This is a genomic window from Dactylosporangium cerinum, from assembly GCF_042653625.1.
GTDB lineage: Bacteria > Actinomycetota > Actinomycetes > Mycobacteriales > Micromonosporaceae > Dactylosporangium > Dactylosporangium cerinum.
This window is the reverse complement of sequence record NZ_JBHSIU010000054.1, coordinates 180921-205786: the sequence shown is the minus strand read 5'-3', so window position 1 is coordinate 205786 and position 24866 is coordinate 180921. Positions and strand designations below refer to the sequence as shown.

Genomic DNA, 24866 nt, shown 5'->3' with positions numbered 1-24866 from the left:
CCCAGACGGTGTTGGTCGCCGGGTGGGCCGCGGCCAGGATCGCAGACATGAGCGAAACGAAGACCGCGCTGGTGACCGGCGCGAACAAGGGGATCGGATACGAGATCGCGGCCGGTCTCGGCGCCCTCGGCTGGCGGGTCGGCGTCGGCGCCCGCGACGATCAGCGCCGCGAGACGGCCGTGGAGAAGCTGCGCGCGGCCGGCGTCGACGCATTCGGCGTGGCCCTGGACGTCACCGACGACGCCAGCGTGGCCGCCGCCGCACGGCAGCTCGGGCAGGGGCGGCTCGACGCACTCGTCAACAACGCCGCCGTGACCGGTGGCATGCCGCAGGCCCCGACCACCGTCGGGATCGACACCATGCGCGTCGCGGTCGAGACGAACGTCTTCGGCGTCATCCGGGTCACCAACGCGCTGCTGCCGCTGCTGCGCCAGGCCCCGTCACCGCGGATCGTGAACATGTCCAGCACCGTCGGCTCCCTCGGGCGGCAGACCGACGTGTCCGCGGGCGAGTCCTCCATCGGGCCGATCTCCGCCGCGTACTCGCCGTCGAAGACGTTCCTCAACGCCGTCACGATCCAGTACGCGAAGGAGCTCCGCGACACCAACATCCTGATCAACCTGGCCTGCCCCGGGTACGTCGCGACGGACCTCAACGGGTTCCGCGGCTTCCGCACCCCGGAGCAGGGCGCGGCGATCGCGATCCGGCTCGCGACCCTGCCCGACGGCGGCCCGACCGGCGGCTACTTCGACGACGCCGGCGTCATCCCCTGGTGAAACGTCTCGCCCACGGACGGATCGAGGGGCCGCCCGGTCGTGGGTGAGATGAACATCTCGGCGAGCAGCAGGTCCGCGACGTGGCTCGGGTTGATCCCCGACTCCTTGCGCCCGAGGGCCTGCAACGCACCGCCGAGCCGCACCGAGGCGCGCAGCGCGGCGGCCGGCAGGCGGCGGACCCGGCGGGGCCGCCCGACCGCCGCCGCGACGCGCGCCATCATCGCGTCCCAGGTGAGGTTCTCGTCCGCGACGGGGATGTCCTCGCCGCTGGCCTGCTCCAGGGCGTCGACCGCGACGATGGCCACGCTGCGCGCCGACGCCGCCGCGGATCCGCCGACCGGGACGACCAGCGGCGACTTGGACCGCGCCCACTTGTCGAGGGGCCCGGCCCAGTTCGGCAGCCGGTCGCCGGCCCGACCGAACACGAACGGCAGCTCGAGCACCGCGACCGGCAGTTCCCCGGCCGCGGTCCGTGCCTCCTGCGCCTGTTCGATCCGGCAGCGGATGTACGTGTGCCGCTCCGGCAACCGCAGCTGCGGGTGCAGCCGGTCCCAGTACGTGTAGTAGGAGCCCATCACGACCCCGCGGGTGAGCCCCTCGAGGCGGGCCGCGGTGAACAGCCGCACCACCGGCTCGACCAGGTCGTCCCGGAACACCGGATAGATCGGTTTGCGCAGTGCCTGCTGCTCGTCGGTGCGCGCGGCGAACACCACGCCGTCGTGCCCGGCGAGCAGCGGCCGCCACTGCTCGACCGTTGCTGTCCCGACGTCGAGCAGGTGGTCGACGCCCGGATTGGCGCTGCGCGCCACCGTGCTCACCCCATGCCCTCGCTCGCGGAGCACCTCCGCGACGTGCGCCCCGACCAGACCGCTGCCACCCACCACAAGAATTCGCACGGCACATCGTCCACATTGGAACCCGGCAGTTGTCAATACCGGCCGGGCATGACGCCGTTGCGAAGGGCGTGGAACAGTCGCTCGACGGCGGCGCGGTGGTCGTCCGCCACGGTCGTCGACGGTTCCCCTTCAGTGAGGCGGCGGGCGGTCTGCACCAGCACGGTGCTGTAGCCGGCGATGAGGAACGCGGCGAGCAGCGTCGCGTCGCCCTCGAACGCCGGGTCCTGGTCCAGCTCCTCGGTGAGGGTCTGCTGCAGCTCGGCGGCGATCTCCCGGGCCCGGGCGATCAGCGCGGGCGATGCCCCGACGGTCCGGAAGAAGGGGACGGACCCGTCGGCGACGCCGGACAGCGCGTGCCGGGTGTCGAGGAGCCGGAGGGTCGCCTCGCGCAGGGACGCGAGCACGTCGACGCCCGGGGCGCGGTCGCGCACCGCGGCGCGCAGGAGGTCGACGGCGTCGACCGTGCGGTCCAGCAGGAGGTCCTCCTTGCGCGGGAAGTGGTTGAAGACCGTCACGCTGGAGACCCCGGCCTCCCGGGCCACCTCGGCGACCGTGACCGGGTCGAACCCGCGCTCGAGGAACAACCGGGTGGCAACCTCCGAGATCCTCGCGCGGGTCTGCGGCCCGCCGCGCTCGCTGGTCCTGGGCATCCGCCCTCCCACTTCCTTGTGCGACTAAACTTAGTCAGTTAACGTAGTGGCATGCGTACCGAACGGGCAAACGTCCTGCCATTGTCGTTGCGGGAAGCGTGGGTGGCCCTGGCAGGGCTGTCCGCGGTGTTCCTGTTCGAGATGCTGGACAACTCGATCCTCAACGTCGCACTGCCCACCATCGGCCGCGAGCTGCACGCCTCGACGACCGCGCTGCAATGGGTGACGGGCGCCTACGCGGTCGTGTTCGGCGGGCTGATGCTGGCGTTCGGCGCGCTCGCCGACCGGTACGGCCGACGCCGGATCATGCTCACCGGCCTGGCCCTGCTCGGCCTGGCGAGCCTCGCGACCGCGTTCGTCACCACCGCGGAACAGCTCATCGCCGTCCGCGTGGCGATGGGCGTCGCGGCCGCGATGACGACCCCGGGATCGATGGCCCTCGCCTTCCGGCTGTTCGACGATGACGGCCTGCGCGTCCGCGCCACCACCCTCATCACGACGGTGGGCCTGGTCGGGCTCGCGGTCGGCCCGACCACCGGCGGCTTCGTGCTCGCCGTCGCCCCGTGGCAGGTCCTGCTGCTGGTCAACGCGCCGATCGCCGTCCTCGCGTTCATCGGCGTGCGGGCCGGCATCGCCGCCGACGACCCGGCCGACCTGCACCGCGACCCGGTCGACAGCGCCGGCGCGGTGCTGGGCACCGCGACGATCGTCCTCGCGCTCGTCGCGCCCACGCTCTTCGTCAACGAGGGTGCCGGCGCATGGATCCCGTGGGCCGCCACCGCCGCGGCCGTGGCGGCGGCGGCGCTCTTCGTCCTTCGCGAACGCACCACGCCGCACCCGCTGCTGGACCTCAAGCTCGTCGCCCAGCCGCTCGTCTCCAGCGGCCTGGCGTTCAAGGCCGCGGCCGGACTGGCGACGGCCGGCCTCGGATACCTGGTGACGCTGCAACTGCAGCTCGACTGGGGCTGGCCGCCCGCCCTCGCCGCCGCCGGCCTGCTGCCGCAGGTCGTCGTCCTCGTCGCGGGCGGCGCGTTCGTCGGCCCGTTCGTGCAACGGGTCGGACTCGACCGAGCCGCCTGGCTCAGCGCCGCCGCGGTCGTGTTCGGTCTCGCCGTGTACGGCCTGCTGAGCCGCTACGGCTACGTCTGGGTCGCGCTCGCCCTCGTGCTCGTCGCCGCCGGGATGCGCGTCGTCGGCGTCGTCGCGGGCGTCAACGTGCTCCGCGGCCTGCCGAAGAACCGGACCACGATCGGCGCCGCCCTGGTCGACACCGCCACCGAGGTCACCTCCGGCGCGGGCATCGCCGTCACCGGCACCATCCTCGCGACCCTGTTCACCGGTGCCATCGCCACCCCGGACTGGAGCCCCCGACAGGCCGCGCAGTTCCAGGAGGCGGTGACCGTCGCCGGCCTCACGCTCACGGTCGTGGCCGCGGCGCTCGTCGCCTGGGGATTCTCCCGCGCCCGCCGCACCACGACCGACGCCGAGACCGCCGTCGACGCCCCGCTCGATCACGCCGGCGCCACGCCCTGACTCCCGTCGCCGGACCCGTTCCACCGCCCCGTGATCCAAGTCGCGTACGGCTGCGCGGACAGCCAGCACACGACTTCGATCACGGGGAAGATCCACCGCTGGCGCGGATCGAGCCGTCAACGCGACCTGCCCGGACGTCGGCCATGCCGGATCAAGCGGCCGTTATGGCTTGGCGGTGCCGGCCGCGGCGGCGAGCACGGCCGCGCCGAAGCGGGCGTTCTCCGGTCCCGGGTAGCCGAACCGGCGGCGCACATAGCCGTACGCGATTCCGGCGTCGGAGTCGGCCCAGCCGAGCGACCCGGTCGCTCCGATGTGCCCGATGGTGCGCGGGCCCAGATACGGGTGCGTGGCCGGCAGGTTCTCGAAGCCGAGCGCGAAGTGCTCCGCCTCCTCGGTGACCAGGTCCACGCCGAGCGAGTACGGCGTCGCGAACTCCGTGATCGTGGACGCGTCCAGCAGCGCCGGCCGGCCGTCGAGCGGGCCGATCGCCGCCGCGTACAGCCGGGCCACGCCGCGGGCGTTGCCGACGCCGCCTGCGGAGGCCGGGCCGAGCTCGCGCACCCGGCGGGTGTTGCCGAAGTCGAGCAGGTCGAACGAGGTGTTGAAGGAGATCGCCAGCAGCGACGCCGGGTCGGGCGTGAACGCCGGTCCCAGCGCCGGAAGCAGCGGCCGGAACCGTGGCTCCAGCGCCTCGGGCAGCCCCAGCCACAGTTCGAGGTGGTACGGCCGGCGGAGGCGCTCCTCGTACCACTGCTGCACTGAACGGCCGGTCACCGCGCGCAGCTCCGCGTCCAACAGCGCCCCCATGGTGATGGCGTGGTAGCCGTAGGCGGTGCCGGGCTCCCAGAACGGCTTCTGGCCGGCGAGCCGGGCCGCGATGACCTGGTCGTCGGCCGCTTCGGCGATGGTGAAACCGCCGTCGACGCCGATCAGCCCGGACCGGTGCCCGAGCAGCTCGCGGACGGTGAGCGGAAACGGCAGGCTGCGCGCCTGCGCGTCCAGGTCGAGCACGCCCTCCTGGACCAGCAGCGCGGCCACCAGGTGCGCGGCGCCCTTGGACACGGAGAAGACGCCGGTCAACGTGTCCCCGTCGGTCTCCTCACCGCCCCACAGGTCGACGACCTGGACACCATGGTGATAGACGGCCAGCTGGGAGCCGGCCGGTTCGGTGGCGAGAAAGGCGGCGAACTCCTCGCGGACCGCCTCGAATCCTGCAGCGACGTGCCCCCGTGCTTCAGTCATGCCCGTCATTCTGGTCCGGTACGCGCAGCGCCGGCGACGTCGGTCTGATCACACGCAGTGGTGGGAATACCCTCGGGGACATGCTCGTCCGACCCGCGACCGTGCTCGACGCCGGGGCGATCGCCGTCGTCCAGACCCGCACCTGGCAGGCGGCGTACCGCGGGCAGATGCCGCAGGAGTACCTGGACCGGCGCGACCCGGAGCAGGGCCGGATTCGCTGGCTGCGATGGCTCGAGGGCAACCAGGCACCGGCAGCGGTCTTCGTGCTGGACGACGACGGTGCCGGCGTGGTCGGGTTCGTCAGCGTCGCGCCGAGCCGTGACGACGACACGGACCCGCGGTTCGTCGGCGAGGTGCAGGCGCTCTACGTGCTGCCGGGCCACTGGGACCGCGGCGCCGGTCGCCTCCTGATGCGGGCGGCGCTGCGCCGGCTGCGGGAGTCCGGCTACGGCGACGTCATCCTGTGGGTGCTGGCGACGAACGACCGGGCGCGCCGCTTCTACGAGGCCGGCGGCTGGCACCCCGACGGCGCCACGAAGATTGACGACTCGCGCGGGTTCCCGCTCACGGAGGTCCGCTACCGCCATTCCGGCGGCTGAACACGGTTGACCGAAGAACCTGCCGGGGCGACCCAACCGGACCGGGGCGGCCGGCGTGTAGTGGGTGTGGATCGGGATGCGGGGTTTCGTGAGTTCGTGCTGGAACGTGGTCCGGCGCTGTCCCGCATCGCCTATCTGCTGACCGGTGACCATCAGCTCGCCGAGGATCTGGTGCAGACCGCGCTGACCCGGGCGGCCCTGCGCTGGCCCCGGCTGGTCGCGGGCGGCGACCCCGAGCCATACATACGCCGCATCATGGTCAACGAACGCACCAGCTGGTGGCGGCGCCGGCGGCAGGAACTGCTCGGGCATGCGGCGGTCGAGCTCGACACGGCCGGCCCGGACGAGGCGGAGCGGGTCACCCGGCGGGTGGCGCTGCTGGAGGCCCTGACCCGGCTGGCGCCGCGGCAGCGGGCGGTCATCGTCCTGCGGTACTTCGCCGACATGTCGGTCGAGGAGACCGCCGGCGCGTTGGGGTGTTCGGTCGGCACCGTCAAGTCCACGACCTCCGACGCGCTGGCCCGCCTCCGGGACGTGGCCGCCGACTTGGGAAAGGTGTTCTGATGGTGCGGGAAGCGCTCGCCGAACTCGCCCGTGACGTGCCCAACTACGCCGACGCGGACCGCATCCTGGCCGCCGCGCGCCGGGTGCGCCGACGGCGCGCGGTAGGAGCCGCCGTCCTCGCCGCCGTGGCGGTCCTGCTCGCGGCCGGGACGTGGCCGACGGGCCAGGCGCCCGACGGCGGCACGCCGGGCTCGACCGGGGCACCGCTGCCCGCCGCGACGACGGCGTCCGGGCCGCTGCTGCCGCCCGGCGCCGTCGGGCCCGCCCAGCTGCTGATCAGGGAACGCTGCAACCGGCCGTGCGTCCGGACGACCATCGTGCTGGCCGACGGCTCCCGACACGATGTCGACGAGTTCGACAGCCAGTCCTCGACGTCGCTGTCGCCGGACGGGCGTTGGCTGGTCGGCGACTACGGCGTCGGCCAGTTCTTCAAGGCGCGCGACCTGACCAACGACCGGGGACTGATACTGCTCGACAAATCGTTTTCGATGGCCGGCGGCTGGGAGCCGTTCACCTGGTCACCCGACAGCCGCTGGCTGCTGATGTGGAACCCGATCGGCGGCGAACACTACACGCGCGTCGACCTCGACGACCGCAGCCTGGTGCAGTACACGCCGCCCGCCGGCACCATCGCCATCGCCGTGCTGGCCAGCGGTGAGCTGCTCACCGCTCCGGCAATGTGGGACGGCGGCACATTACCGCTGTCACTGCACCTGGTCGATCCGGCCACCGGCGTATCCCGCGCCGTCCCGCCGGTCGGCACCGCGTCCAGCCTGCCGGTCGGGCAGACGATCGGCACCATCGGCACCGCCGCGCTCGTGTCACCCGACGGCACCCGCGTCGCGATCACCATCCGGGCCGACAAGCGAGCATCAGGTGTCGTGGAGTTCGATCTGGCCACCGGTACCGTCCTGCACCGCTACGAGCTGCCGGCGAGCACCGGGTGGAGGGCCGTGGCGTACACGACCGACGGGATCATCCTGGTGCACGACATCTCGGCGAAGGTCGGCTATCTCAACCCGGACACCGGAGCCATCACCGAATTCGGCAGTTTCCCCGGCGCGCAGTTCGTGCTCGTGCGGGGCGTCTGCGGGTGGCTCGAGGTGGGCTGACCCGCGTTCACGAGCGGCGGGCGAGGTGCAGGATGATGTCGCCGGCGAGCTCGACCGTCGCCGGCAACACCCCCAGAATCCGGTCGAACACCTGCGCCCGCACCGGCGGCGGCAGTTGCAGGTACGCCGAGACGGTCGAGAGCAGGCCGACGTAGTCGCGGGCGGGCATGGTCATCGGGTGGGGGACCACGGACTGCCGGACGTCGCTGAACCACGCCGACCGTTGCAGCTCCGTCCCCGGCCACTGCATGGCCTCCTCGGGCGGCGTACCGTCCGGCGACGGGATGTCGTCGCTGTCCAGGAACGGCGCCCGGGCCGCGCGCACGTCCTCCGCCACGGCCGGGTCGGCCAGTTGGACCGGCCCGCCGAACGAGGCGAACACGCCGCCCGGCTCCAGCAGCGCCGCCATGCGCGACCATCGATCCTGCGGGTCCGTCCAGTGCAGCGCCGCCGCCGCGTAGACCAGCCCGTAGGTCGTCCCCGGTTGGAGATCCTCGAACGCGGCCCGCGCCGTCGTGACGGTGGCCGGCACGTGCTTGCGCAGCTCGGCGAGCATCGCCGCGTCGGGATCGGTCGCGGTGACGGCGACGCCCCGCTGGGCGAACAACCGGGTCGCCTTGCCCGTCCCGGCGCCGATCTCGAGTGCCGTCAGCACCGGCCCGCCCGCGTACGCCAGCACGGTGTCCGCGACGGCGGGTGGGTACCCGGGCCGGAACCGCTCGTAGGTTTCCGCCACCGCTCCGAAGCTCAATGCGCGACCTGACATGCCGAGGATCCTGACACGGCCCGTGCCGTCAGGGCCCCCCTAGTCACTGGTCGGGGTCGGTTACGGGACGGCACCCGCGACGCGGTCCTTCATCGCGGCGAGCCGCTCCGCCGGGTAGTAGGACCCCGCGCGCACCACGCCGGCGATGCCGTGCAGGTGCGCCGCGTCGGTGACCGGGTTGGCGTCCAGCAGGACGAGGTCGGCGGTGCGGCCGGGCGCGACCGTGCCCATGGTGTCGGTGGCGTCGAGGAACTCCGCCGCGTTGAGGGTCAGCATCTGCAGCAGCCGCAGCGGCGCGATGCCGGCCTCGGCCAGCAGGTCGATCTCGTCGTGCAGGGCGGCGCCGGGCACCACCCAGACGGCGCCGGAGGAGTCGGTGCCGACGAGCATCCGCACGCCCGCGGCGTCGAAGATGCGGGCCAGGTCGTACTCGAGCCGGTGCGAGGCCGCGAGCACCGCCCACTGCGGCGGGGTGAACTTCGCGAACCGCTTGACCACGCCGTTCCAGGTCTTGCGGGTCGCCGGGGTCATGTACCGCAGATCGGGGTCGGCGGCGAAGCCGGGGTCGTCGCAGAGCTTGCTGGTCTTCTGCCGGATCAGCGTCGGCACGTGCCAGGTGCCGTCGGCGGCGAAGTGCTCCGCCAGCACCCGGGCGTGCGAGGGGGAGAAGGTGCGCACGGCGTGGTCGAGGAGGTCGATGTCGGCGGCCTTGTTGAGCAGGACCGGGTTGAGCACGACCCGCCGGACGATCGCCGCGATGACGGCGTCCATGAACGGCAACCTGACCGCCGGTAGCTTGAGCTGCCGGCGTTGGGACAGTTCCAGCGAGATGTCGTGGCCGTCGGTGGAGCAGCACGGCATCACGCCGAGCCCGGCGCCGAAGTGCTCGATCGACTTCATGCCGAGGCGGGAGGCGCGCAGCACGTCGATGCCGCCGGGGAGGTGGCCGACGATCGGCACGCCGAGCCGCAGCGCCTCGGCCTGGGCGTCGAAGAACCGTTCCCCGGTCATGGCGGCGGACTTCACGAAGTCGGCGCCGGCGGCGACCTGCTCGGCGACGGTGGCGGCGGCCTGTTCGGCGGTGCCGGTGTTGAGCGTCGTCAGCAGCGGCCCGGGCATCGCGAGCAGCGCCGGCGACGCGGCCGGGAACCGCAGTTCGCCGGCGGCGCGGGCGCGCAGCAATGAAAGGTCGTCGTGCATCTGCCGGTACCCGGTGATGCCGTGCGCGAGCATGAGCTCGAGGGTGGACTCGAGGCCACCGGGCGAAACTCCGAGCGGGTGGGCGTGCATGTCGTTGTAGCCGGGCACGACGTAGCGGCCGGTGGCGTCGACGACGGTCGCGTCGCGGGGCGCGTCGAGGCCGGTGCCGACGGCGGTGATCGTCCCGCCGTCGGTGAGGACGTCGGTGCCGGGGCGTAGCGAGCCGTCCCGGGTGTCGACGACGACGGCGTGGCGCAGCAGCAGGGCGGTCACCGGTCGCCGCCGGCCAGCAGGCGCCGCGCGTTGGCCGTGGTCAGGTCGCGCCACGTCGGGTAGCCCGGCGGCGGCGGGGCGGCGTCGATGGAGGCGATCTGGTTGAGGGCAGCGGCGGCGGGGGTCCAGCAGTAGTCGCTGCCGTAGACCAGCCGCGAGGTGCCGAAGGCCGCCTCGAACGCGGGGACCTGCCGAGGGAACGGGGTGCCGGCCATGTCGTACCAGACCCCGGCCAGCTGGCTCAGCACGGTCGGGGAGTCGCTCTCAGCAGAGCCGAACCCGGAGCCGAACGCGGTGCGGAACATGTCCATGCGGTCGGCGAGCAGCGGCAGCACCCCGCCGGCGTGGGTCAGCACCCACCGGATCCGTGGGTGCCGGAGCAGGACCCCGGCGAGGACGAGGTCGGCGGCGCTGCGGGCGGTGTCGAACAGGAACTCGAGCATCGGCCGGGGCCGGCCCAGCGAGACCGCCTCGGCGTTGGGCGGCGACGTCGGGTGGACGAAGACCAGGGCGCCGCGCCGGTCGAGTTCCGCCCACAGCGGCTCAAACCTCGGGTCGCCGAGGTAGATCCCGTGGTGGTTGCTCTCGACCACGACCCCGTCGGCCCCGAGCACGTCCAGTGCGTAGGCGGCCTCGGCGACGGAACCCGCGACATCCGGCAATGTTGCGAAGTAACCGAATTGATGCGGATATTTCAGCGCCACGGCGGCGCCGAACTCGTTGACGGAACGGGCGAGCAGCCGCGCGGCGGTGTCGTCGCCGAAGTGCACCCCCGGCGACGACACCGACAGGTACGCCTTGTCGATGCCGCCCCGCCGCATCAGCTCCAGGTGATCCGCGGGGTCCCACCCCGGCCAGCCCGGCATCCCGTCCGGGTGGGCGATCCCGGCGGCGCGGGCCGCGGCGACGTATTCGTCGGTGACGAAGTGCGCGTGCACGTCGATGAGCCCGGGAGGCGCCATCAAGCGCTCCCGCCGCGCAGGGTCCGCATCGCGCCGGAGACCCGGGCGATCTCGTCGAGCATCGCGGTGGCCGCGTCGCCGAGCGCCGGGGTGGCGTTGAACGCGCCGTCGGCGATCAGCGACGTGTGGAACGGGATGTTGACGCTCTCGAAGACCGGCACCATCCGCAGCGTCGTCACCACCTGCTTGAGCTGCTGCACGGCGCGGGTGCCGGCGGCGACCCCGCCGTAGGACACGAAGCCGATCGGGGCGTACGCCCATTCCTGCGACAGGTGGTCGAGGGCGTTCTTCACCGGCGCCGGGTAGCCGTAGTTGTACTCCGGCGTGACGATGACGAACGCGTCCGTGGACTCGACCGAGGCGCTCCAGTCCCACGTGTGCTGGTGCTCGTAGCGCCGCAGCCGGGGGTGGTGCGGGTCGGCGAGCAGCGGCAGGTCGACGGCGGCGAGGTCGGCGATCCGCAGGTCGAAGTGTCCGTGGTCCTTGACCCGGCCGGCGAACCACTCGCCGATCGGCAGGCCGGCGCGGCCGGGCCGGGTGGAACCGATGATGACCATGAGCGTTGGCATTGCGTGGCCTTTCATGCGCCGGGCTGGTGGGCGCCGGTCATCAGCCCGGCGAGGTCTTCGGGGGCCAGGAAGCTCGGCGGTGGCGGCGGTCCCCAGCGGTACAGGCCGCGCGCGCCCTCCCAGACCTGCGGCGTCCACAGCGCGTCGTCGACGATGCAGTCCAGGTCGGAGTAGTACTCGGAGAAGTTGCCGGCGGGATCCCTCAGGTACCAGAAGAAGTTCGAGCCGACGTGGTGGCGGCCCAGCCCCCACACGTGCCGGGCGGGGTCCTTCTCCAGCATCGCGGTGGCGCCCCGGCCGACCTCGTCGACGTCGTCGACCTGCCAGGACGTGTGGTGCAGGAACGCGACCGGGGCCTGCTGCACCAGGACGTTGTGGTGGTCGGTGGAGCAGCGCATGAACGCGGCCAGGCCGGGCACCGTGTCGCTGACCTTGAACCCGATGCCCTGCTGGAAGAACGTCTGCGAGAACGCCTGGTCGGTCGAGCCGAGCACGACATGGCCGAGCTTGCGCGGCCGGACCGGGTGCTCGCGCAGGATGCCGGGGGCGCGTTCGTCGGTGCGGGCGTCGACGCCGGGCGTGTTGTACGCGGGTGCCGGGGTCGGCGCCTGGTCGTAGCGGGCGGCGATCTCGACGTTGACGGTGACCCGGGTGCCGGGGTCGACGGCGCGCAGGCCGGTCGGGGTGCGCTCGAACGCGACGTCCAGCGCGGTCAGGGCGGCGGCCACGCGGTCCAGGTCGTCGGGGTCGTCGGCGCCGACGCCGAGCTGGAGCAGCCGGCGGTGGTCGCTGGGCACGATGCGCAGCTGCTCGCCGCCGTCGATCGTGGCGAACGAGTGCCCGGTCCGGGCCAGGCCGAAGTCGGTGTAGTAGGCGGCGGTCTCCTCGACGTTCGGCACGCCCATCACGATCTGGGTGAGTCGGTGCAACGACACGGGCTTCTATCCTTTCGCGGTCGGGCGGCGACGAAACGCTGGCGGAGCTCGCCGATGCCGGTGATGTAGCTGACGAGCTCGTCACCGGGGGAGAGGAACCGGGGCGGGGTGCGGCCCATGCCCACGCCCGCCGGGGTGCCGGTGAACAGCAGGTCGCCGGGCAACAGCGGCACCTTGGCCGACAGCTTCGACACCAGCGCCGGCACCGAGAAGATCAGTTCCCGGGTTCGTCCCTTTTGCACCTGCTCGCCGTTGATCGCGCAGCCGAGTTCGAGATCGTCCCGGTCGCTGAGCTCGTCCGGGGTGACCAGCCACGGGCCGGTCGGCCCGAAGCCGGGCAGCGACTTGCCGAGACTGAACTGCGGCGACGGGCCGGCCGTCTGCTGCACCCGCTCGGACAGGTCCTGGCCGACGGTCAGCCCGGCCACGTGTTCCCAGGCCGCCGCTTCCGTGATGTTGCTGGCCCGCTCGCCGATGACGACGACCAGCTCGACCTCCCAGTCGGTGTGCCCGCCCTCGGGCAGCTCCACCTCGGTGACCGGGCCGGTCAGGCACGACTGCCACTTGGTGAACATGACCGTGGGCGCGTCCGGCACCGCGAACCCGGACTCGGCGGCGTGCTTGGAGTAGTTCAGGCCGATGGCGAAGACCTGCCGGGGCGCGGGCGCCGGCGCTCCGAGGTCTTCCACGGCGAACGGTTCGGCGGTGGCGTTGTCGGTACCGGCGGCCCAGGCCTTGAACTCCGTCCACCGGTCGTAGACGGCCTGCGGGTCCGATCCGAACCGGCCACCGCTGGCCCGTTCGACGTCGACCGCACCGTCCTCGGTGATCAGGACCAGCCGGCCGGCGAGATTGGCGATGCGCATTGAGCTCTCCTGTTCAGGGGGGGTCAGACCAGCGGGGTGATGGTGTCGTCGACCCCGAGCAGGGCCTTGCCGTACACCTCGTAGCTGACCTGCGGGGACACGACGGCGTGCCGCGCGGCGGTGGCCGAGTCGCGCCAGATCCGCTGCAGCGGGTTGACGTCGGCGAACGAGCCGGCGCCGTGCGCGGACAGCAGGATGTCGATGGCCTTGGTGATGCACTCCGCGACGTAGCCGGTGTCCGAGCGGACCCGGGCGCGGGCCGCGAAGTCCGGGTAGATGCCCCGCGCGGCGGCCTCGTCGACGTCGGCGGCGGCGCGGTACGCGTGCAGGTGCGCGCTGTCGATCAGCCGGGCGGCCTCGGCGATCTGCAGCTGGAAACCGACCGACTCGGTCTGCGCGGTGAAGAACGTGTACGAGATCGGCTTCTTCGCCGCCTTGCTGATCACGTAGTCCAGGGCCGCCCGGCCCAGGCCCAGCTGCGGGCCGACCAGGACCAGTGCGAGGACCGGCACCAGCGCGGACCGGTAGAAACTCTCGGTGTCCAGGTGCTCACTGGCGTAGGTGCCGGTGATGGCCGGCGGCACCAGCATGACCCGGTGCTCGGGGACGAACACGTCCTCGGCGACCAGGCAGTTGCTGCCCGAGGACTTCATCCCGGCGACGAACCAGGTGTCCTCCAGGCCCAGGTCGGTCCGGGGGATGAGGGCGAGGCCCTGGTTGACGACGGCGCCTGTCTCGTCGGTGATGGGGATGCCGAGCCCGGCCCAGGTAGCGTGCCAGGAGCCGGAGTTGTAGTACCACTTGCCGGTCACCCGCCAGCCGCCGTCGACCTTCTGCGTGGTGGCGGTGGGTGCCAGGACCCCGGAGACCTTCGCGTCCGGGTCGGCGCCGAAGATCTCGTCCTGGGCCTGCTGCGGGAACAGCGAGGCGAGCCAGTTGCAGACGTTGGTCAGGGTCAGGACCCACGCGGTGCCGCCGTCGGCCTCGGCGACCGCGGCGGAGACGTCGAGCATCGTGCGCAGCGAGGTCTCGTAGCCGCCGTACCGCTTCGGCGTGGCGATCTTGAACAGGCCGGCGTCGGTGAGCGCCTGGATGCTCTCCTCGACGACCCGGCGGTCCTGCTCACCGGCGGCGGCGTTGCGCTTGAGCAGCGGGTGCAGCTCCCGCACCCGGGCCACGAGCTCGGCGGCGCTGGGTGCCTCATCGGTGCGCACGGGGGTGCTGTGGACAGCAGTCATCGGTGACTCCTTTTCGGGGTGTTTGTGGTGCGGGGTGTGGTTCAGCGCGCGAACGCGGCGATCGTGTCGGCGATCGGGGTGCGGGGGCGCTCGGCGAAGCGGGAGTGGGTGCCGAAGGTGCGGTGCCCGTAGACCAGCGGCGACCGGTGGCTCGGCTCGGCGTGGGTGACCAGGCCCATCAGCAGCAGGTGGTCACCGCCCTCGACGACCTGCCGCAGGTCGCAGACCGCCCAACCGGCGGTGCTGTCCAGCCGCGGCAGCCCGTGCGACGGGCTCCACCCGACGGTGCCGAAGCGGTCCTGGTCGCGGCGGGCGAACAGCAGCGCCAGGTCGTCGTCGGCCGAGCCGAGCACGTTGACCCCGAAGCGGCGGCTGCCGAGGATCCGTGCGAGCAGGGCGGACCTGCGGTCCAGCGCCACCGTGACCAGCGGCGGCCGCAGCGACAGCGACGCGAACGAGCTGACCGTGGCCCCGTGCGGCCCGTCGCCGTCGGCGGTGGTGACCACGGTGACCGGCGCGCACACGCCGGCCATGAGGTCCCGGAAGTCCTGATCCCGCATGACCGCTCCAATCACCATGCTGGTTTAGCTCAGCTTGGGTGTGGACGCTGGCACGCGTCAAGAGTTCTCCGCTAAATCAGCATGCTAGTTTTTTTCCACGAGCTCTCAGCGGTTCCTTTCAGCGTTTCCGGAGGTATGGATGGTCGCCGACCCGCCCGCGCTGCGCCGCGCCGACTGGGAGCTGCCCACCGCCGCCACGGTCGCGCTGCGGCGCCCCGAACAGGCCGCCGAGCAGCTCGCCGCGCTCGCCGCCGCCGCCGAGCCGGGCGCCCGCCTCGGCACCAAGGAGGAGCTGCGGGTGCACTGCGGCGTGTCGGTCGGCACCTTCAATGAGGCGCTGCGCCTCGTGCAGGCCCGCGGCGTGGTCGACGTGCGACCCGGCCGCACCGGAGGACTGTTCGCGACCCGGCAGTCGCCGCTCGTGCGCCTCGGCAACTCCGTGCTCGCCCTCGACAAGGACGCCGCCTCCGTCGCCGACGCCGTCCGCCTCCGCGACGCCCTCGACCCGCTCCTCGTCGAGGATGCCCTGCGCCACGCCGCCCCCTCCGACGTGACCGCCATGCGCGCCGAGCTGGACCGCATGCGCACCGCCGCCGCGGACCTCGACGGCATCGCCTTCATCCACGCCAACTGGGCCCTGCACGCCCGCATCGCCGACGTCAGCCCCAACGCCATGCTGCGCTCGTTCTACCTGAGCCTGCTCGAAATCATCGAGTCACACACCCTGTCGGTGCAGCCCTTCGGCGACGAGCCACTCCCGGAGTACATCCAGAGCCGCTACGACCTGCACGCCGCCCTCGTCGACGCCATCGACGCCCGGGACGAACCACGCGCCATCGCCCTCATCCACGAGCACAACATGACCGCGCACACCTCGTAAATCCCGCGTGCGCGGCACCCTTTGCGTGCGGCACGATGGCGCCTGTGACGCCACCATCTCCGTCAGAGCTCTCGATGCTCTCGACGGCCGAGCTGTTCGAGCGCGCCGAGGCCGAAATCCGGGCCGACGACCCCGAATGGCACTGGGACCATCTGGTCGCGTTGCACCAGCGGCCGACGCCTGAGGTCTTCGAGACCGCTTGGGCGCTCACCCGCGACAGCGACCCGGAGCGGCGGGAGCTCGGCGTCCGAGTGCTGCGCGAGGTCGGCCGGAACGACCCTGCCGCGGCCGACCTGCGCCGGGACAACGCGCCCGTCCTGCGGGACCTCCTCGCGCGCGAAGAGGACGTCACCGTGCTGGCCTGGGTCGTGTCCGCGATCGGCTACAACCTGGTCGCGGAGGCCCTACCCGACCTGATCCGGCTGGCCGGCCACCCCGACGACGCCGTCCGGTTCCACGTCGCGGCGAACCTGCCCGTGCTCGCCGACCCCGAGGCGCCCGAGGACGCCGCTGTCGCCGCGCTGGAGCTGCTGACCGGTGACGAGGACGAGGACGTGCGCGGCTACGCCATCTACGGTCTCGTCACCGAGCTCAACGTCGATCGGGACCGTATCGCCGGCACCCTGGCGAAGCTGCTGGCCCACCCCGACCCGGAGGTTCGCCGGCTCGCGGCCGGCGAACCCTACTGACATCAGCAGGACAGTGTGCCCGAGCGCAGCGCGTGGCCGCTGTCGTTGCTGTCGTCGGCCCACAGGACCTGCTTCGTGCCACCGGAACACACCGGGCTGAACGCGAGGCCTTCGTTGTTGTAATTTGACATGCCCGACGGCCGGTTGTACGCGGCGGTCACGGTGAAGCGGCCCTGCGCGCCGACGGTCAGCGTGGTGGAGCGGCCGGAGCAGGTGTCGTCGCAGGTGGCCCAGAGGCGGCCGGTCGACGGCTCGTACTCGAGGTCCATGACCGCGGCCAGCCCGGACGGGAACGCGGCGACGCGGGTGTAGCCGGTGCCGGTCAGGTTCAGCGCGTAGGCATAGACGGTCCCGGTGGCCTCCGCGCCTACGAGGTACAGGCCGGTGCCGTGGTTGGCGTACGACGCCGGCGAGTAGCTGCCGCCCGTGTGCTCGTCGCGGAAGCCGGCCGCGACGAGCGCCGTGTCCGGCACCCACGTGATGGCCTCGAGGCCAGTGTTCGCGGCGGCGCCCGGCAGGTCGGCCGTGAGGTTCCACTCGGCGGTCGCGCTCACGGTGCTGCCGGACGGGCTGTACCGCAGGATCTTCTGCAGGCTCGTGCCGCTCTTGGCGTTGTCCCGTTCGGTCGCCACCATGATGCCGTCCGGGGTGACGACGACCCCTTCGGCGTCCGGGTCGCCGCTGCCGTTGGCGTAGCGCAGCGTGTACGTGGCGGCCTTCTGCCACGTCGATCCGCTCGGCGTCAGCCGGTACAGCGTGCCGGCGCCGTTGCGCACGGCCCAGACGACGGACGTGGACTCGAACGACAGGCCGCTGAGGTTCTCGCCGAAGGCGTTACTGGCGTCGGCGGTGGCGACCGCCGACCCGCCGGGCCAGGCGACCGGGGGCGGCGGCGGGCACGCGTTCGGAGCGCTCTTCGTGGCACCCGTCGTGGCCACGAAACCGCCGGTGCCGTTCGGGCAGCGCCCGTACGTGCTGCTCGCATGGCTCGACCAGGAGTACGAGTCGGCGAGCGCGCCACCGGGCTCGTACAGGCGGACGCTGTCGGCACTGCCGAGGCCGTACGCACTCTCGACGTCGACGGCGACGTACCCACCGGGCGCGAGGTTCACGCCACTGCCGATGACGAACGCGTGGTCGTCGTCGTTGTCCTTGACCACCCAGCCGGCGAGGCTGACCGTGGCGGTGCCGGTGTTGGTCAGCTCGACCCAGTCCCCGGGGCTGCCGCCGCTGGACTCGACCTCGTTGATCCGCACTCCGGTGCCCGCCGCGTGCGCGGCCGGGACAGCCAGGGTCAACAGCGGGACGGTCAGCACGGCGGCGAGGCCGGCCATGAGGGACGGACGGATACGCACGAAGGTCGCTCCAGACATTGATGGGCGTTGGGTGCCGTAGCCTGCCGGACGGTGACGTCGGCCGGTTGAACACACCACGAACACCGTTCACCAATCGCGGGACGCGCCGGTGGTCCGGATCCGCTGACCGTCACGGGCAGACGAACTGCCCCTCGTCGCCGCATTGTTCAAATCGGTCGGCGATCGTCAGGCCGGCGGGGTCGAAGGTCGTGCGGTGCACGGCCCCGTCGCTTCCACTGCGTGTGGCGGTAGTGTTCTTCGGCGTGGACGCGCGCAACAGGCAGGCCAGCCGCCCGGTGCGGCGCGTCGAGCGGGACCCGGGCGCCGAGTGGGACGCGGACGCCTGGTGGGCGCGCATTCCGGCGGTCCGCACGGTGCTGGACGCGGGGCTCGACCTGCCAGCCGGCGTCACGTTCCTCGTCGGGGAGAACGGCTCCGGCAAGTCCACGCTGATCGAGGGCCTCGCCCAGGCGTACGGGCTCAACCCAGAAGGCGGCTCGCGCGGCGCGATGCACCGCACCCGGCCCACCGAGTCCCCGCTGGGCGCGGCGCTGCGGCTGGTGCGGACCCCCGGCGGCCGCGGCGACGCGTACTACCTGCGGGCCGAGACGACCCACGGCCTGTACACGTACCTGGAGGAACTGCCGAGGTCGCGCGACACGGACCTGCACGACCGCAGCCACGGCGAGGGCTTCCTGGCGCTGCTGGAACGCAAGTTCACCCGGCCCGGCTTCTACCTGCTCGACGAGCCCGAGGCGGCCCTGTCGTTCACCTCCACGCTCAGCCTCATGGCCCGCCTGGCCGCCCTGGCCGACGCCGGCGCGCAGATCGTGGTGGCCACCCACTCCCCGGTGCTGACCGCGCTACCGGCCGCGTCGGTGCTCGAGCTCGGCGAGCACGGCATCCGCCGGACGGCATGGTCCGACCTCGCCGTCGTCGACCACTTCCGCGCGTTCCTCGACCGCCCCGACCGGTACCTGCGTCAACTGCTCCAGTGAACCGAACGGTGCGCTAACGGTCGCGCCAGGACAGCGGCGAGAGGTGGATCGCCGCCTCCGCCACCCGTCGCGCGGTCTCGGTCTTGAGGTCGTTGCGCGCCGACTCGATCCAGCCGCCAACGCGATGCACGCCGATGTCGCGGTACTCGATGGCCTGTAGCAGCATTTCGAGCTTGTCCGCGTCCTTCGCGCACAACGCTTCCAGGGTCTGTCGTGACTCGTACTCGTCCACCGCACCACGGATCACGTCGCGGCTGGAGCCGGGAAGATGTTCCGTCTGATCGGCGGTGATCCCACGCGGGTCCGGCTTGCCCAGGTAGGCGGAGGCGGTGTGCGGCAGGTCGCCGGTCCGGGTCTCCTGACTGTCGTGCCACAACGCGAGAAAGGCGGCCCGAGCCGGGTCTGCACCTTCCTCCGCCGCGATGATCGCAGCCAGTTGCGCCGCCCGCATCGTGTGCTCAGCCACCGACTCGGGGTCCCGCACACCGGCGTGCCACCAACCGGCACGTCGGATGCGCTTCAGCAGCCCGAGCTCGTACCCGAAGGCGGCGAGCGCTTCGGCATCAGACGGCATGTCCGTGTCCTCTCTACCGGCCGGCGATGCGCACGGCGTACTGCAGACCGGCGAGCTGATCGCGCTCGGCGCGGCCCAACGCTCCGGCGGCACCGAGCTTATCGAGCACCATGCCCAGCCCGGTGCGCGTGGCTGGACAACTGCTCAGCAACGACGGACGAGAGGCGACCAAGGCGTGCGTCGTGCAGATGTTCAAAGGCAGGTGAGGCGACTGAGCCTCCAGACGGCGTACGAGATGCTGCAGCAGGCGGACACCCGTCCACGATTGTGTATCGGCATCCAGCATGAAGGCGTCGCTGGTCTGCTCATCGCTCAATTCGCCGAGCCAGTAGGCCCAGTAGTTCAGGTTCGCCACTTCCCCCGACCCGTCGGCCATGTGAGCCGCGACAGCCGACCACAGAGCCGAAGGAAGTCTCCCGCGCTGACGGCCGACAACGGACGCCGCCCGGACTCCCAGCCTTGGACGGTGCTGACGTCGACGCCGAGCGCCACGGCGAGCTTCTCCTGCGTCAACGCTGTCGACTGCCGTGCGAGCTTCAACACGAAGCCCGACACCGGGCCGATCGCCCGCGAACCCTGACTGCCGGTCAGCGTTGGTTGCCCGCGTGCCATGACGTTCTCCCGGATCATCCGCTCGCTCTGCGGCATACCCGCACTGATGGTCAGTTCCGCGCACTGTCACCCGATCGTAGCCTCGTGTGATCGACGAGCAACGCGGTCGTAGAGATGCCTCGATGAAGGAGCAGCGATGAACGCCCATCCGGTCTGGTGCGTCCGTGCCGCCTGCACGGCCTACGCACCCAACGGTGATGAACTGCACCGTTCCGAGCCTGTCGTGGTGAAGACCAGCGACCCGGCAGTAGGGCTGTACCTCAGCAAGGTCGCGGACCCGGACGGCTCTGACGAGCACATCGAGCTGGTATTGCTGGAGCTCGTCGAGGACAGCCCTGGCACCTGACAGAGCCGCTGCACAACTGCGACATCCTCATCTCGATCGACCGCGCCGACGCCGTGCGGCAAGCGCTGGCCGCGCTGGTGTGACCCACAACGATCCTCGACCGGTACCTGCGTCAACTGCTCGGCTGAGCCGCGAACACGCCTGACGGGTCGTAGCGCGCCCGCAGCTGCCGCACCCGGCCGGTGTTGCCGAGGTAGTACGCCTCGTCGGGCAGCCCGGGCTCGGGAAAGTTCGGATACGTGCCGCCGGTGCCGAACGGCCGGGTGAGCGCGAACGACGCGTCCAGCCAACCACCGGGCCGCTGCGCCGCCGGCACCGTCGCCGTCTGCTTGAGCAGGAAGCGCGCGTCGCGGTGCGGGAAGGCGGTCGCGTCGGCGGCGACCCGGTTGTACGCCCCGCCCCACGGTGAGAAGTCCAGCTCGCGTTCCTCGCCCGGGACGCGGTCCGCGGCGAGCAGGTGCATCAGGTCCGCCGACGGCACCGTGCCACGGAAGTACTCCGAGTGCGGATAGGCGAAGCGCTCGTCCGGCGCGTCGTCGCCGGCCAGCCACCGTTTCGTCTCCCGATGGGTGCCGTGGCGCCGGTCGTCGGTCAGGGGCGCCAGGTCGAGCCGCCGGATCAGGTCGTCGACCGCGGCCGGATGGGGCACGGCGCCGAACACCGCCACCACGAGCGGCGCCGCGGGATCCGGCGGGGCGGTGACGACCAGGCTCGCCGCGACCGCGTCGTCGAGGGACGGCAGGGCCTGCTGCCACGCGTCGAGGACGTGGGTCGCGGCCGCGGCCGGGAACGTGAGCCGGAACGCGGTCGAGTCGGGCGCCGGCACGGTCCGGAACGTCAGCGACGCCACCACGCCCGGTGCGCCGCCGCCCCGCAGCAGCCACAGCAACTCGTCGTCGGCCTCGATCGTCCGGCCGTCGGCCAGGACGAGGGTGGCGGCCAGGAGACTGTCGCAGGTCAGCCCGTGCCGGCGGCCGAGGATGCCGAGCCCGCCGCCCAGCGCCAGCCCGGCGATGCCGACGGTCGGGCCGCAGCCCGCCGGGATGGTCCGGCCGTGCGCGGCGAGCGCGTCGTACACCCCGGCGAGGCGGGTGCCCGCACCGATGACCGCCCGATCGCCGTCGACCTCGACCCCGGCCATCGGGCTGACGTCGATCACCACCCCGGTGCCGCTGGACCGCCCGGCGAAACAGTGCCCGCCGCTGCGCACCGCCACCGCGAGCCCACCCTCCCGAGCCTTCTCCAGGGCGGCGGCCACATCGTCCGGACCACCGCACGGGGCAAGGAGAACGGGCCGGATACCGGCGAAGCGGGGAAGCACCATCGATCAACAATAGGCAGGCAACCGGATGGGTGACAGGGTGAGGCGAGGTAGAGTCCTGTCGGACAAAGACATCCGTTCGGGGTCGAGACATTGGCTGTGCAGGTCCCTTCAGTCCCCGCAGACCGCTCCACGGTGTCCCTGCGGGTGCTCGGCCCACTGCGGCTGTGGCGCGGTGGCGCCGAGGTCGACGCAGGCCCGCGGCAGCAGGCAGTGCTGCTGGCGCTGCTGCTGGCCCGGGTCGGGCGGCCGACCAGCACGAGCGAACTGATCGATCTGATCTGGGGCGATGACGTCCCCGCCAGCGCCCTCAACGTCGTCCAGAAGTACGTCGGGGCTTTACGACGTGTCCTGGAGCCGGCGCTCCCCGCCCGCAGTGCCGGTTCGTTTCTGCATCGTCGCGGCAACGCGTACCTGTTCACCGCGGGTCCGGGCACACTGGACCTCGTAGCCTTCCGGGAGCACGTCGATGCGGCCGGAGCGGCCGTGGCCCGGCATCCGGAGCTGGCGCTCGATCACTACGCCGAGGCGCTGCGGTGCTGGCATGGCCCGGCCGGGAACGGGATCGCCGACGGGACCGGCGCGGCCACGGTCTTCGCCGCGCTCGACGACGAGTTCTACGACGCGTGCGCGGCAGCCGCCGAGCTGGCCGTTCGGGCGGGCCGGCCGGAGCGGGTGCTTCCAGCGCTGCAGCTGGCCGCGTCGATGGCGCCGTTCCACGAGCCCGTGCAGGCCGGTCTCGTCGGTGTGCTCGGCGCCGCCGGGCGCCAGGCGGAGGCACTGTCGGTGTTCCGCGGGGTCCGCGAACGCCTCGCCGACGAGCTCGGCATCGATCCTGGCCCGGCGCTGGAGGGCGCACACCGGCGGGTGCTGGAGCAGGCGCCGGCGGCGGGCGACGATGACCGGGCACCGGCGACGGCGGCGCCCGTCCTGGTCGGCCGGGTCGAGGAGCTGACCGTGTTGCGGCGCACGGTGGACAGTGCGATCGCCGGCCGCACCGCGATCGGCATCGTCGAAGGCGAACCGGGGGCCGGCAAGACGCGCCTTCTGGAGGAGGCGGCCACCGTGGCGGGCCGCCGCAATGCGCTTGTCGTCTGGGGCGCTTGCCTGGAGGGTGACGGGACGCCGTCGATGTGGCCCTGGGAGCAGGCGCTGGGCCGCATCGTCGCGGGTCTGCCCGGGCCGGCGCGGCAGCGGTGGCTGGACGGCGAACTCGGGGTCCTGCTGCATCCGGGAAGCGCCACCCGGGCGGTTCCCGACGGCAACGCCCGGTTCCGGTTGTTCGAGCAGGTCGTGGCGCTGGTCGAGCAGGCCTCGGCGCAACGGCCGATGCTGCTGATCCTCGACGACCTCCAGTGGGCCGACGCGGCGTCGCTGCAGCTGTTCGCCCACCTGGCGGTGCGGTTGCCGAACGGTGCCGCGATCATCGGCGCGCTCAGGGACCGTGCGCCCGCGCCAAGTTCCGAGCTCTCGCAGGTGCTGGCCGCGGCCAGCCGGCTGCCCGGCCATCGCCGGTTCCGGCTCGGCCCGCTCGGGCTGGGCGACGTGTCCGACCTGATCCGCCAGGAGACCGGCCTCGATCCGGGTGACGGTGTCGCCCGGGCCGTCCACGTCCGCACCGCCGGGAACCCGTTCTTCGTCCGGGAGCTGTCCCGGCTGTTGAGCGAGGCGGGCGCGCTGAGCGGCGGCGACACCGCGTCGGCCCGCGTTCCGTCCACCGTGCGCGACGTCGTGCGTGACCGGATGGCCGGCCTCGACGACCGTGCCCGCGACCTGTTGCATCTCGCCGCGCTCATCGGCCGCGACGTCGACCTGCGGCTGCTGTCGCGTGCCGGCGGTGTGCAGGTCGCGGAGTGCGTGGACAGTCTCGAGCCGCTGCAGGCGCTCGGACTCCTGGAATCCGGGCCGGACGATCCGTCGTCGTTGCGGTTCGCCCATGACCTGGTCCGGGAATCCGTCTCCGAGACCACGGGGCAACAGCAGGCCGTCCGGCTGCATCTTCGGGTCGCCGACGCGCTCGAGCAGATCCACGCCGATGACGAGAGCGTCGCCGAACGCCTCGCCTATCACCTGTGGGCGGCCGGCCCGCTCGCCGATCCCGGCCGCACCGCGCAGGCGCTGATCCGCGCCGGGCGCCGCGCCGCGAACAAGCTCGCGTTCGAGTCCGCCGACAGGCAGCTGCGTTCGGCCGTGCGAGTCGCCCGCACGGCGGGCCTGCCGCAATTGGAGCTGGACGCTCTCACGCTGCTCGCGGTCGTCGTGCGTCGGCACGCCGGCTACGACGCCTCGACGTTCGGCCTGCTGGACCGGGCGGAATACCTGGGCCGCGCCCTGGGCCGGGAGGCGGAGGCGGCCGACTTCCTCTTCATCCGCCTGATGGGCGCCTTCACGTCGATCGAGCAGCACCGCGGGCAGCTCGCCCGCCGGATGCGCGAGCTGGGTCAGGCGTCCGCCGATCCGACCGTCCAGCGGTACGGCCGGCGGGCGTGGGGCCTGCATCAGTGGGACATCGGGAACATCGGCGAGGCGTACCGGTCATTCATCGAGGAGGACGGCGCTGCGGTCGCACCTGACCAGGAGACACCGCTGCGGCGCGACGGCATTGTCGGGGGAGGGCCCGGGTGGCGGGCCGTGACGACGGCGCTGCACGGCGACGTCGAGACGGCACTGGCACTGGTCGACACCTGGGACACCCCGGGCGATCCGTACGCGGTCTCGGCCTGGGTCTACTACACCACGATGATCGCCTCGATGGCCGGTGACGCCGTCCTGGCCCGGCGCGCCGGTGAACGGTGGGCCGCGGCCGCCCTGGAACGGCCCCGCTCCCAGATGGACCACTACATCCGGCAGTACTGGTGCTGGGCGCGGGCCCTCACCGGCGACGATCCGGCCGGTGCCGCCGCCGAGGCCGAGGAACTTCTGGTCGCCCACCTGCTCGACCCGCCGCAGTGGGGCATCGCCTACCAATACGGCCTGATCGCGCAGATGTGGCTGTCCGCCGGGCGGCCGGAGCGGGCGGCGGCCGCGCTCGACGCCGCCGACCGGGCGCTGTGGGAGTACGGCCAGCGGTACGCCGAAGGACTGCTGCTGCTCATCCGGGCCCACCTGTCGCAGGCGAACGGCGAACCCGCCGCCGCGGTCCGAGCGGCCGCCGAGCAGGCGTACACCCGAGCCACCGCGTGCGGGTCCCACCTGTTCGCGCGCCGGGCCGGACAGCTGCTCGCCGAACTCGATTCGGAGGACCGGTGACCTTCACCCTGAGGGAACTCCTCGAACAGGGGCGGTAGGTACCATCGGCGGGCGGAGCGACCTCACCGCGTTCTTCGATGTGGTCGCGGTGCCGGGCGGCC

26 protein-coding genes are annotated in these 24866 nt (G+C 72.3%); 10 read left to right on the top strand and 16 right to left on the bottom strand.

The features are described from left to right. The first annotated feature begins 47 nt into the window (after nucleotides 1-47). Complete coding sequence (locus ACFPIJ_RS38870; protein ID WP_380123037.1) at nucleotides 48-776, top strand: SDR family oxidoreductase; 729 nt, start codon at nucleotides 48-50, stop codon at nucleotides 774-776. Here the strand turns inward: ACFPIJ_RS38870 and ACFPIJ_RS38865 are convergent. Together ACFPIJ_RS38865 and ACFPIJ_RS38860 are read right to left on the bottom strand one after the other, a co-directional pair. Then, nucleotides 743-1672, bottom strand: coding sequence for an NAD-dependent epimerase/dehydratase family protein (locus ACFPIJ_RS38865; protein WP_380123035.1), 930 nt, complete (start codon nucleotides 1670-1672; stop codon nucleotides 743-745). The two genes, ACFPIJ_RS38870 and ACFPIJ_RS38865, sit on opposite strands and share 34 nt — an antisense overlap. Before the next feature lie 32 nt (nucleotides 1673-1704). Then, nucleotides 1705-2322, bottom strand: a complete 618-nt coding sequence (locus ACFPIJ_RS38860; protein WP_380123033.1) for a TetR/AcrR family transcriptional regulator — start codon at nucleotides 2320-2322, stop codon at nucleotides 1705-1707. A 51-nt stretch (nucleotides 2323-2373) separates the two neighbouring features. Between ACFPIJ_RS38860 and ACFPIJ_RS38855 the strand changes: the two genes are divergently transcribed. Next, nucleotides 2374-3855 (top strand): MFS transporter, encoded by a 1482-nt coding sequence (locus ACFPIJ_RS38855; RefSeq protein WP_380123031.1) that lies wholly within the window; start codon nucleotides 2374-2376, stop codon nucleotides 3853-3855. Between the two features lie 162 nt (nucleotides 3856-4017). Here the strand turns inward: ACFPIJ_RS38855 and ACFPIJ_RS38850 are convergent, their stop codons facing one another. Then, nucleotides 4018-5097, bottom strand: coding sequence for a serine hydrolase domain-containing protein (locus ACFPIJ_RS38850; RefSeq protein ID WP_380123029.1), 1080 nt, complete (start codon nucleotides 5095-5097; stop codon nucleotides 4018-4020). 80 nt (nucleotides 5098-5177) lie between these two features. Between ACFPIJ_RS38850 and ACFPIJ_RS38845 the strand changes: the two genes are divergently transcribed. Genes ACFPIJ_RS38845 through ACFPIJ_RS38835 form a run of 3 tightly spaced genes read left to right on the top strand, consistent with a single transcriptional unit; the run spans nucleotide 5178 to nucleotide 7372 of the window. Continuing rightward, nucleotides 5178-5696: a GNAT family N-acetyltransferase gene (locus ACFPIJ_RS38845; RefSeq protein WP_380123028.1), complete on the top strand. Its 519-nt coding sequence runs from the start codon at nucleotides 5178-5180 to the stop codon at nucleotides 5694-5696. Between the two features lie 60 nt (nucleotides 5697-5756). Continuing rightward, nucleotides 5757-6260, top strand: a complete 504-nt coding sequence (locus tag ACFPIJ_RS38840) for a SigE family RNA polymerase sigma factor (RefSeq protein ID WP_380123710.1) — start codon at nucleotides 5757-5759, stop codon at nucleotides 6258-6260. Further along, entirely contained in the window at nucleotides 6260-7372 is a 1113-nt protein-coding gene (locus ACFPIJ_RS38835; RefSeq protein WP_380123026.1) for an NHL repeat-containing protein, read from the top strand. The genes ACFPIJ_RS38840 and ACFPIJ_RS38835 overlap by 1 nt, the downstream gene beginning before the upstream one ends. A gap of 7 nt (nucleotides 7373-7379) precedes the next feature. On the opposite strand, the gene ACFPIJ_RS38830 is transcribed toward ACFPIJ_RS38835, so the two are convergent. The 8 genes from ACFPIJ_RS38830 to ACFPIJ_RS38795 form a co-directional block, all read right to left on the bottom strand. Continuing rightward, the gene (locus ACFPIJ_RS38830; RefSeq protein WP_380123024.1) at nucleotides 7380-8108 is read right to left on the bottom strand and encodes a class I SAM-dependent methyltransferase; all 729 of its coding nucleotides are present in this window, start codon (nucleotides 8106-8108) and stop codon (nucleotides 7380-7382) included. A gap of 90 nt (nucleotides 8109-8198) precedes the next feature. Beyond that, nucleotides 8199-9611, bottom strand: a complete 1413-nt coding sequence (locus ACFPIJ_RS38825) for an amidohydrolase family protein (RefSeq protein ID WP_380123023.1) — start codon at nucleotides 9609-9611, stop codon at nucleotides 8199-8201. Continuing rightward, on the bottom strand, nucleotides 9608-10573 hold the full coding sequence (locus tag ACFPIJ_RS38820; protein ID WP_380123021.1) for an amidohydrolase family protein: 966 nt from the start codon (nucleotides 10571-10573) through the stop codon (nucleotides 9608-9610). The genes ACFPIJ_RS38825 and ACFPIJ_RS38820 overlap by 4 nt, the downstream gene beginning before the upstream one ends. Then, entirely contained in the window at nucleotides 10573-11142 is a 570-nt protein-coding gene (locus tag ACFPIJ_RS38815) for an NADPH-dependent FMN reductase (protein WP_380123019.1), read from the bottom strand. Before ACFPIJ_RS38815 ends, ACFPIJ_RS38820 begins: the two co-directional genes overlap by 1 nt. A gap of 11 nt (nucleotides 11143-11153) precedes the next feature. Then, complete coding sequence (locus ACFPIJ_RS38810; protein ID WP_380123017.1) at nucleotides 11154-12077, bottom strand: VOC family protein; 924 nt, start codon at nucleotides 12075-12077, stop codon at nucleotides 11154-11156. After that, nucleotides 12047-12943: a fumarylacetoacetate hydrolase family protein gene (locus ACFPIJ_RS38805; RefSeq protein WP_380123016.1), complete on the bottom strand. Its 897-nt coding sequence runs from the start codon at nucleotides 12941-12943 to the stop codon at nucleotides 12047-12049. The genes ACFPIJ_RS38810 and ACFPIJ_RS38805 overlap by 31 nt, the downstream gene beginning before the upstream one ends. Before the next feature lie 23 nt (nucleotides 12944-12966). Beyond that, nucleotides 12967-14181: an acyl-CoA dehydrogenase family protein gene (locus ACFPIJ_RS38800; protein ID WP_380123014.1), complete on the bottom strand. Its 1215-nt coding sequence runs from the start codon at nucleotides 14179-14181 to the stop codon at nucleotides 12967-12969. A gap of 41 nt (nucleotides 14182-14222) precedes the next feature. Continuing rightward, a complete protein-coding gene (locus tag ACFPIJ_RS38795; RefSeq protein ID WP_380123012.1) occupies nucleotides 14223-14741 on the bottom strand; it encodes a flavin reductase family protein in 519 nt (172 codons plus the stop codon). A 139-nt stretch (nucleotides 14742-14880) separates the two neighbouring features. Here ACFPIJ_RS38795 and ACFPIJ_RS38790 point away from each other — a divergent pair, with 139 nt between their 5' ends. Further along, nucleotides 14881-15621 (top strand): FadR/GntR family transcriptional regulator, encoded by a 741-nt coding sequence (locus ACFPIJ_RS38790; RefSeq protein WP_380123010.1) that lies wholly within the window; start codon nucleotides 14881-14883, stop codon nucleotides 15619-15621. 44 nt (nucleotides 15622-15665) lie between these two features. Further along, nucleotides 15666-16310 (top strand): hypothetical protein, encoded by a 645-nt coding sequence (locus ACFPIJ_RS38785; protein ID WP_380123009.1) that lies wholly within the window; start codon nucleotides 15666-15668, stop codon nucleotides 16308-16310. A gap of 2 nt (nucleotides 16311-16312) precedes the next feature. Here the strand turns inward: ACFPIJ_RS38785 and ACFPIJ_RS38780 are convergent, their stop codons facing one another. Beyond that, complete coding sequence (locus ACFPIJ_RS38780; protein WP_380123007.1) at nucleotides 16313-17665, bottom strand: lamin tail domain-containing protein; 1353 nt, start codon at nucleotides 17663-17665, stop codon at nucleotides 16313-16315. Between the two features lie 263 nt (nucleotides 17666-17928). Between ACFPIJ_RS38780 and ACFPIJ_RS38775 the strand changes: the two genes are divergently transcribed. After that, complete coding sequence (locus ACFPIJ_RS38775) at nucleotides 17929-18663, top strand: AAA family ATPase (RefSeq protein WP_380123005.1); 735 nt, start codon at nucleotides 17929-17931, stop codon at nucleotides 18661-18663. A gap of 13 nt (nucleotides 18664-18676) precedes the next feature. Here ACFPIJ_RS38775 and ACFPIJ_RS38770 read toward each other — a convergent pair whose 3' ends face one another. Genes ACFPIJ_RS38770 through ACFPIJ_RS38760 form a run of 3 tightly spaced genes read right to left on the bottom strand, consistent with a single transcriptional unit; the run spans nucleotide 18677 to nucleotide 19885 of the window. After that, on the bottom strand, nucleotides 18677-19237 hold the full coding sequence (locus ACFPIJ_RS38770) for an HD domain-containing protein (protein WP_380123003.1): 561 nt from the start codon (nucleotides 19235-19237) through the stop codon (nucleotides 18677-18679). A gap of 13 nt (nucleotides 19238-19250) precedes the next feature. Further along, a complete protein-coding gene (locus ACFPIJ_RS38765) occupies nucleotides 19251-19592 on the bottom strand; it encodes a hypothetical protein (RefSeq protein WP_380123002.1) in 342 nt (113 codons plus the stop codon). Then, entirely contained in the window at nucleotides 19580-19885 is a 306-nt protein-coding gene (locus tag ACFPIJ_RS38760) for a helix-turn-helix domain-containing protein (protein WP_380123000.1), read from the bottom strand. Before ACFPIJ_RS38760 ends, ACFPIJ_RS38765 begins: the two co-directional genes overlap by 13 nt. Nucleotides 19886-19985: 100 nt before the next feature. On the opposite strand from ACFPIJ_RS38760, the gene ACFPIJ_RS38755 reads away from it, so the two are divergent. Then, complete coding sequence (locus ACFPIJ_RS38755) at nucleotides 19986-20195, top strand: hypothetical protein (RefSeq protein WP_380122998.1); 210 nt, start codon at nucleotides 19986-19988, stop codon at nucleotides 20193-20195. A gap of 112 nt (nucleotides 20196-20307) precedes the next feature. Here the strand turns inward: ACFPIJ_RS38755 and ACFPIJ_RS38750 are convergent, their stop codons facing one another. Further along, complete coding sequence (locus ACFPIJ_RS38750) at nucleotides 20308-21519, bottom strand: FAD-binding oxidoreductase (RefSeq protein WP_380122996.1); 1212 nt, start codon at nucleotides 21517-21519, stop codon at nucleotides 20308-20310. Between the two features lie 132 nt (nucleotides 21520-21651). On the opposite strand from ACFPIJ_RS38750, the gene ACFPIJ_RS38745 reads away from it, so the two are divergent. Continuing rightward, the gene (locus ACFPIJ_RS38745) at nucleotides 21652-24765 is read left to right on the top strand and encodes an ATP-binding protein (protein WP_380122994.1); all 3114 of its coding nucleotides are present in this window, start codon (nucleotides 21652-21654) and stop codon (nucleotides 24763-24765) included. Nucleotides 24766-24866: the final 101 nt, after the last annotated feature.

Coding starts and splice junctions, on each gene's coding strand:
- ACFPIJ_RS38870 (WP_380123037.1), top strand. CDS start 48: ATGAGCGAAACGAAGACCGCGCTGGTGACCGGCGCGAACAAGGGGATC.
- ACFPIJ_RS38860 (WP_380123033.1), bottom strand. CDS start 2,322: ATGCCCAGGACCAGCGAGCGCGGCGGGCCGCAGACCCGCGCGAGGATC.
- ACFPIJ_RS38855 (WP_380123031.1), top strand. CDS start 2,374: ATGCGTACCGAACGGGCAAACGTCCTGCCATTGTCGTTGCGGGAAGCG.
- ACFPIJ_RS38850 (WP_380123029.1), bottom strand. CDS start 5,097: ATGACTGAAGCACGGGGGCACGTCGCTGCAGGATTCGAGGCGGTCCGC.
- ACFPIJ_RS38845 (WP_380123028.1), top strand. CDS start 5,178: ATGCTCGTCCGACCCGCGACCGTGCTCGACGCCGGGGCGATCGCCGTC.
- ACFPIJ_RS38835 (WP_380123026.1), top strand. CDS start 6,260: ATGGTGCGGGAAGCGCTCGCCGAACTCGCCCGTGACGTGCCCAACTAC.
- ACFPIJ_RS38820 (WP_380123021.1), bottom strand. CDS start 10,573: ATGGCGCCTCCCGGGCTCATCGACGTGCACGCGCACTTCGTCACCGAC.
- ACFPIJ_RS38815 (WP_380123019.1), bottom strand. CDS start 11,142: ATGCCAACGCTCATGGTCATCATCGGTTCCACCCGGCCCGGCCGCGCC.
- ACFPIJ_RS38805 (WP_380123016.1), bottom strand. CDS start 12,943: ATGCGCATCGCCAATCTCGCCGGCCGGCTGGTCCTGATCACCGAGGAC.
- ACFPIJ_RS38800 (WP_380123014.1), bottom strand. CDS start 14,181: ATGACTGCTGTCCACAGCACCCCCGTGCGCACCGATGAGGCACCCAGC.
- ACFPIJ_RS38795 (WP_380123012.1), bottom strand. CDS start 14,741: ATGCGGGATCAGGACTTCCGGGACCTCATGGCCGGCGTGTGCGCGCCG.
- ACFPIJ_RS38790 (WP_380123010.1), top strand. CDS start 14,881: ATGGTCGCCGACCCGCCCGCGCTGCGCCGCGCCGACTGGGAGCTGCCC.
- ACFPIJ_RS38770 (WP_380123003.1), bottom strand. CDS start 19,237: ATGCCGTCTGATGCCGAAGCGCTCGCCGCCTTCGGGTACGAGCTCGGG.
- ACFPIJ_RS38760 (WP_380123000.1), bottom strand. CDS start 19,885: ATGCCGCAGAGCGAGCGGATGATCCGGGAGAACGTCATGGCACGCGGG.
- ACFPIJ_RS38755 (WP_380122998.1), top strand. CDS start 19,986: ATGAACGCCCATCCGGTCTGGTGCGTCCGTGCCGCCTGCACGGCCTAC.
- ACFPIJ_RS38750 (WP_380122996.1), bottom strand. CDS start 21,519: ATGGTGCTTCCCCGCTTCGCCGGTATCCGGCCCGTTCTCCTTGCCCCG.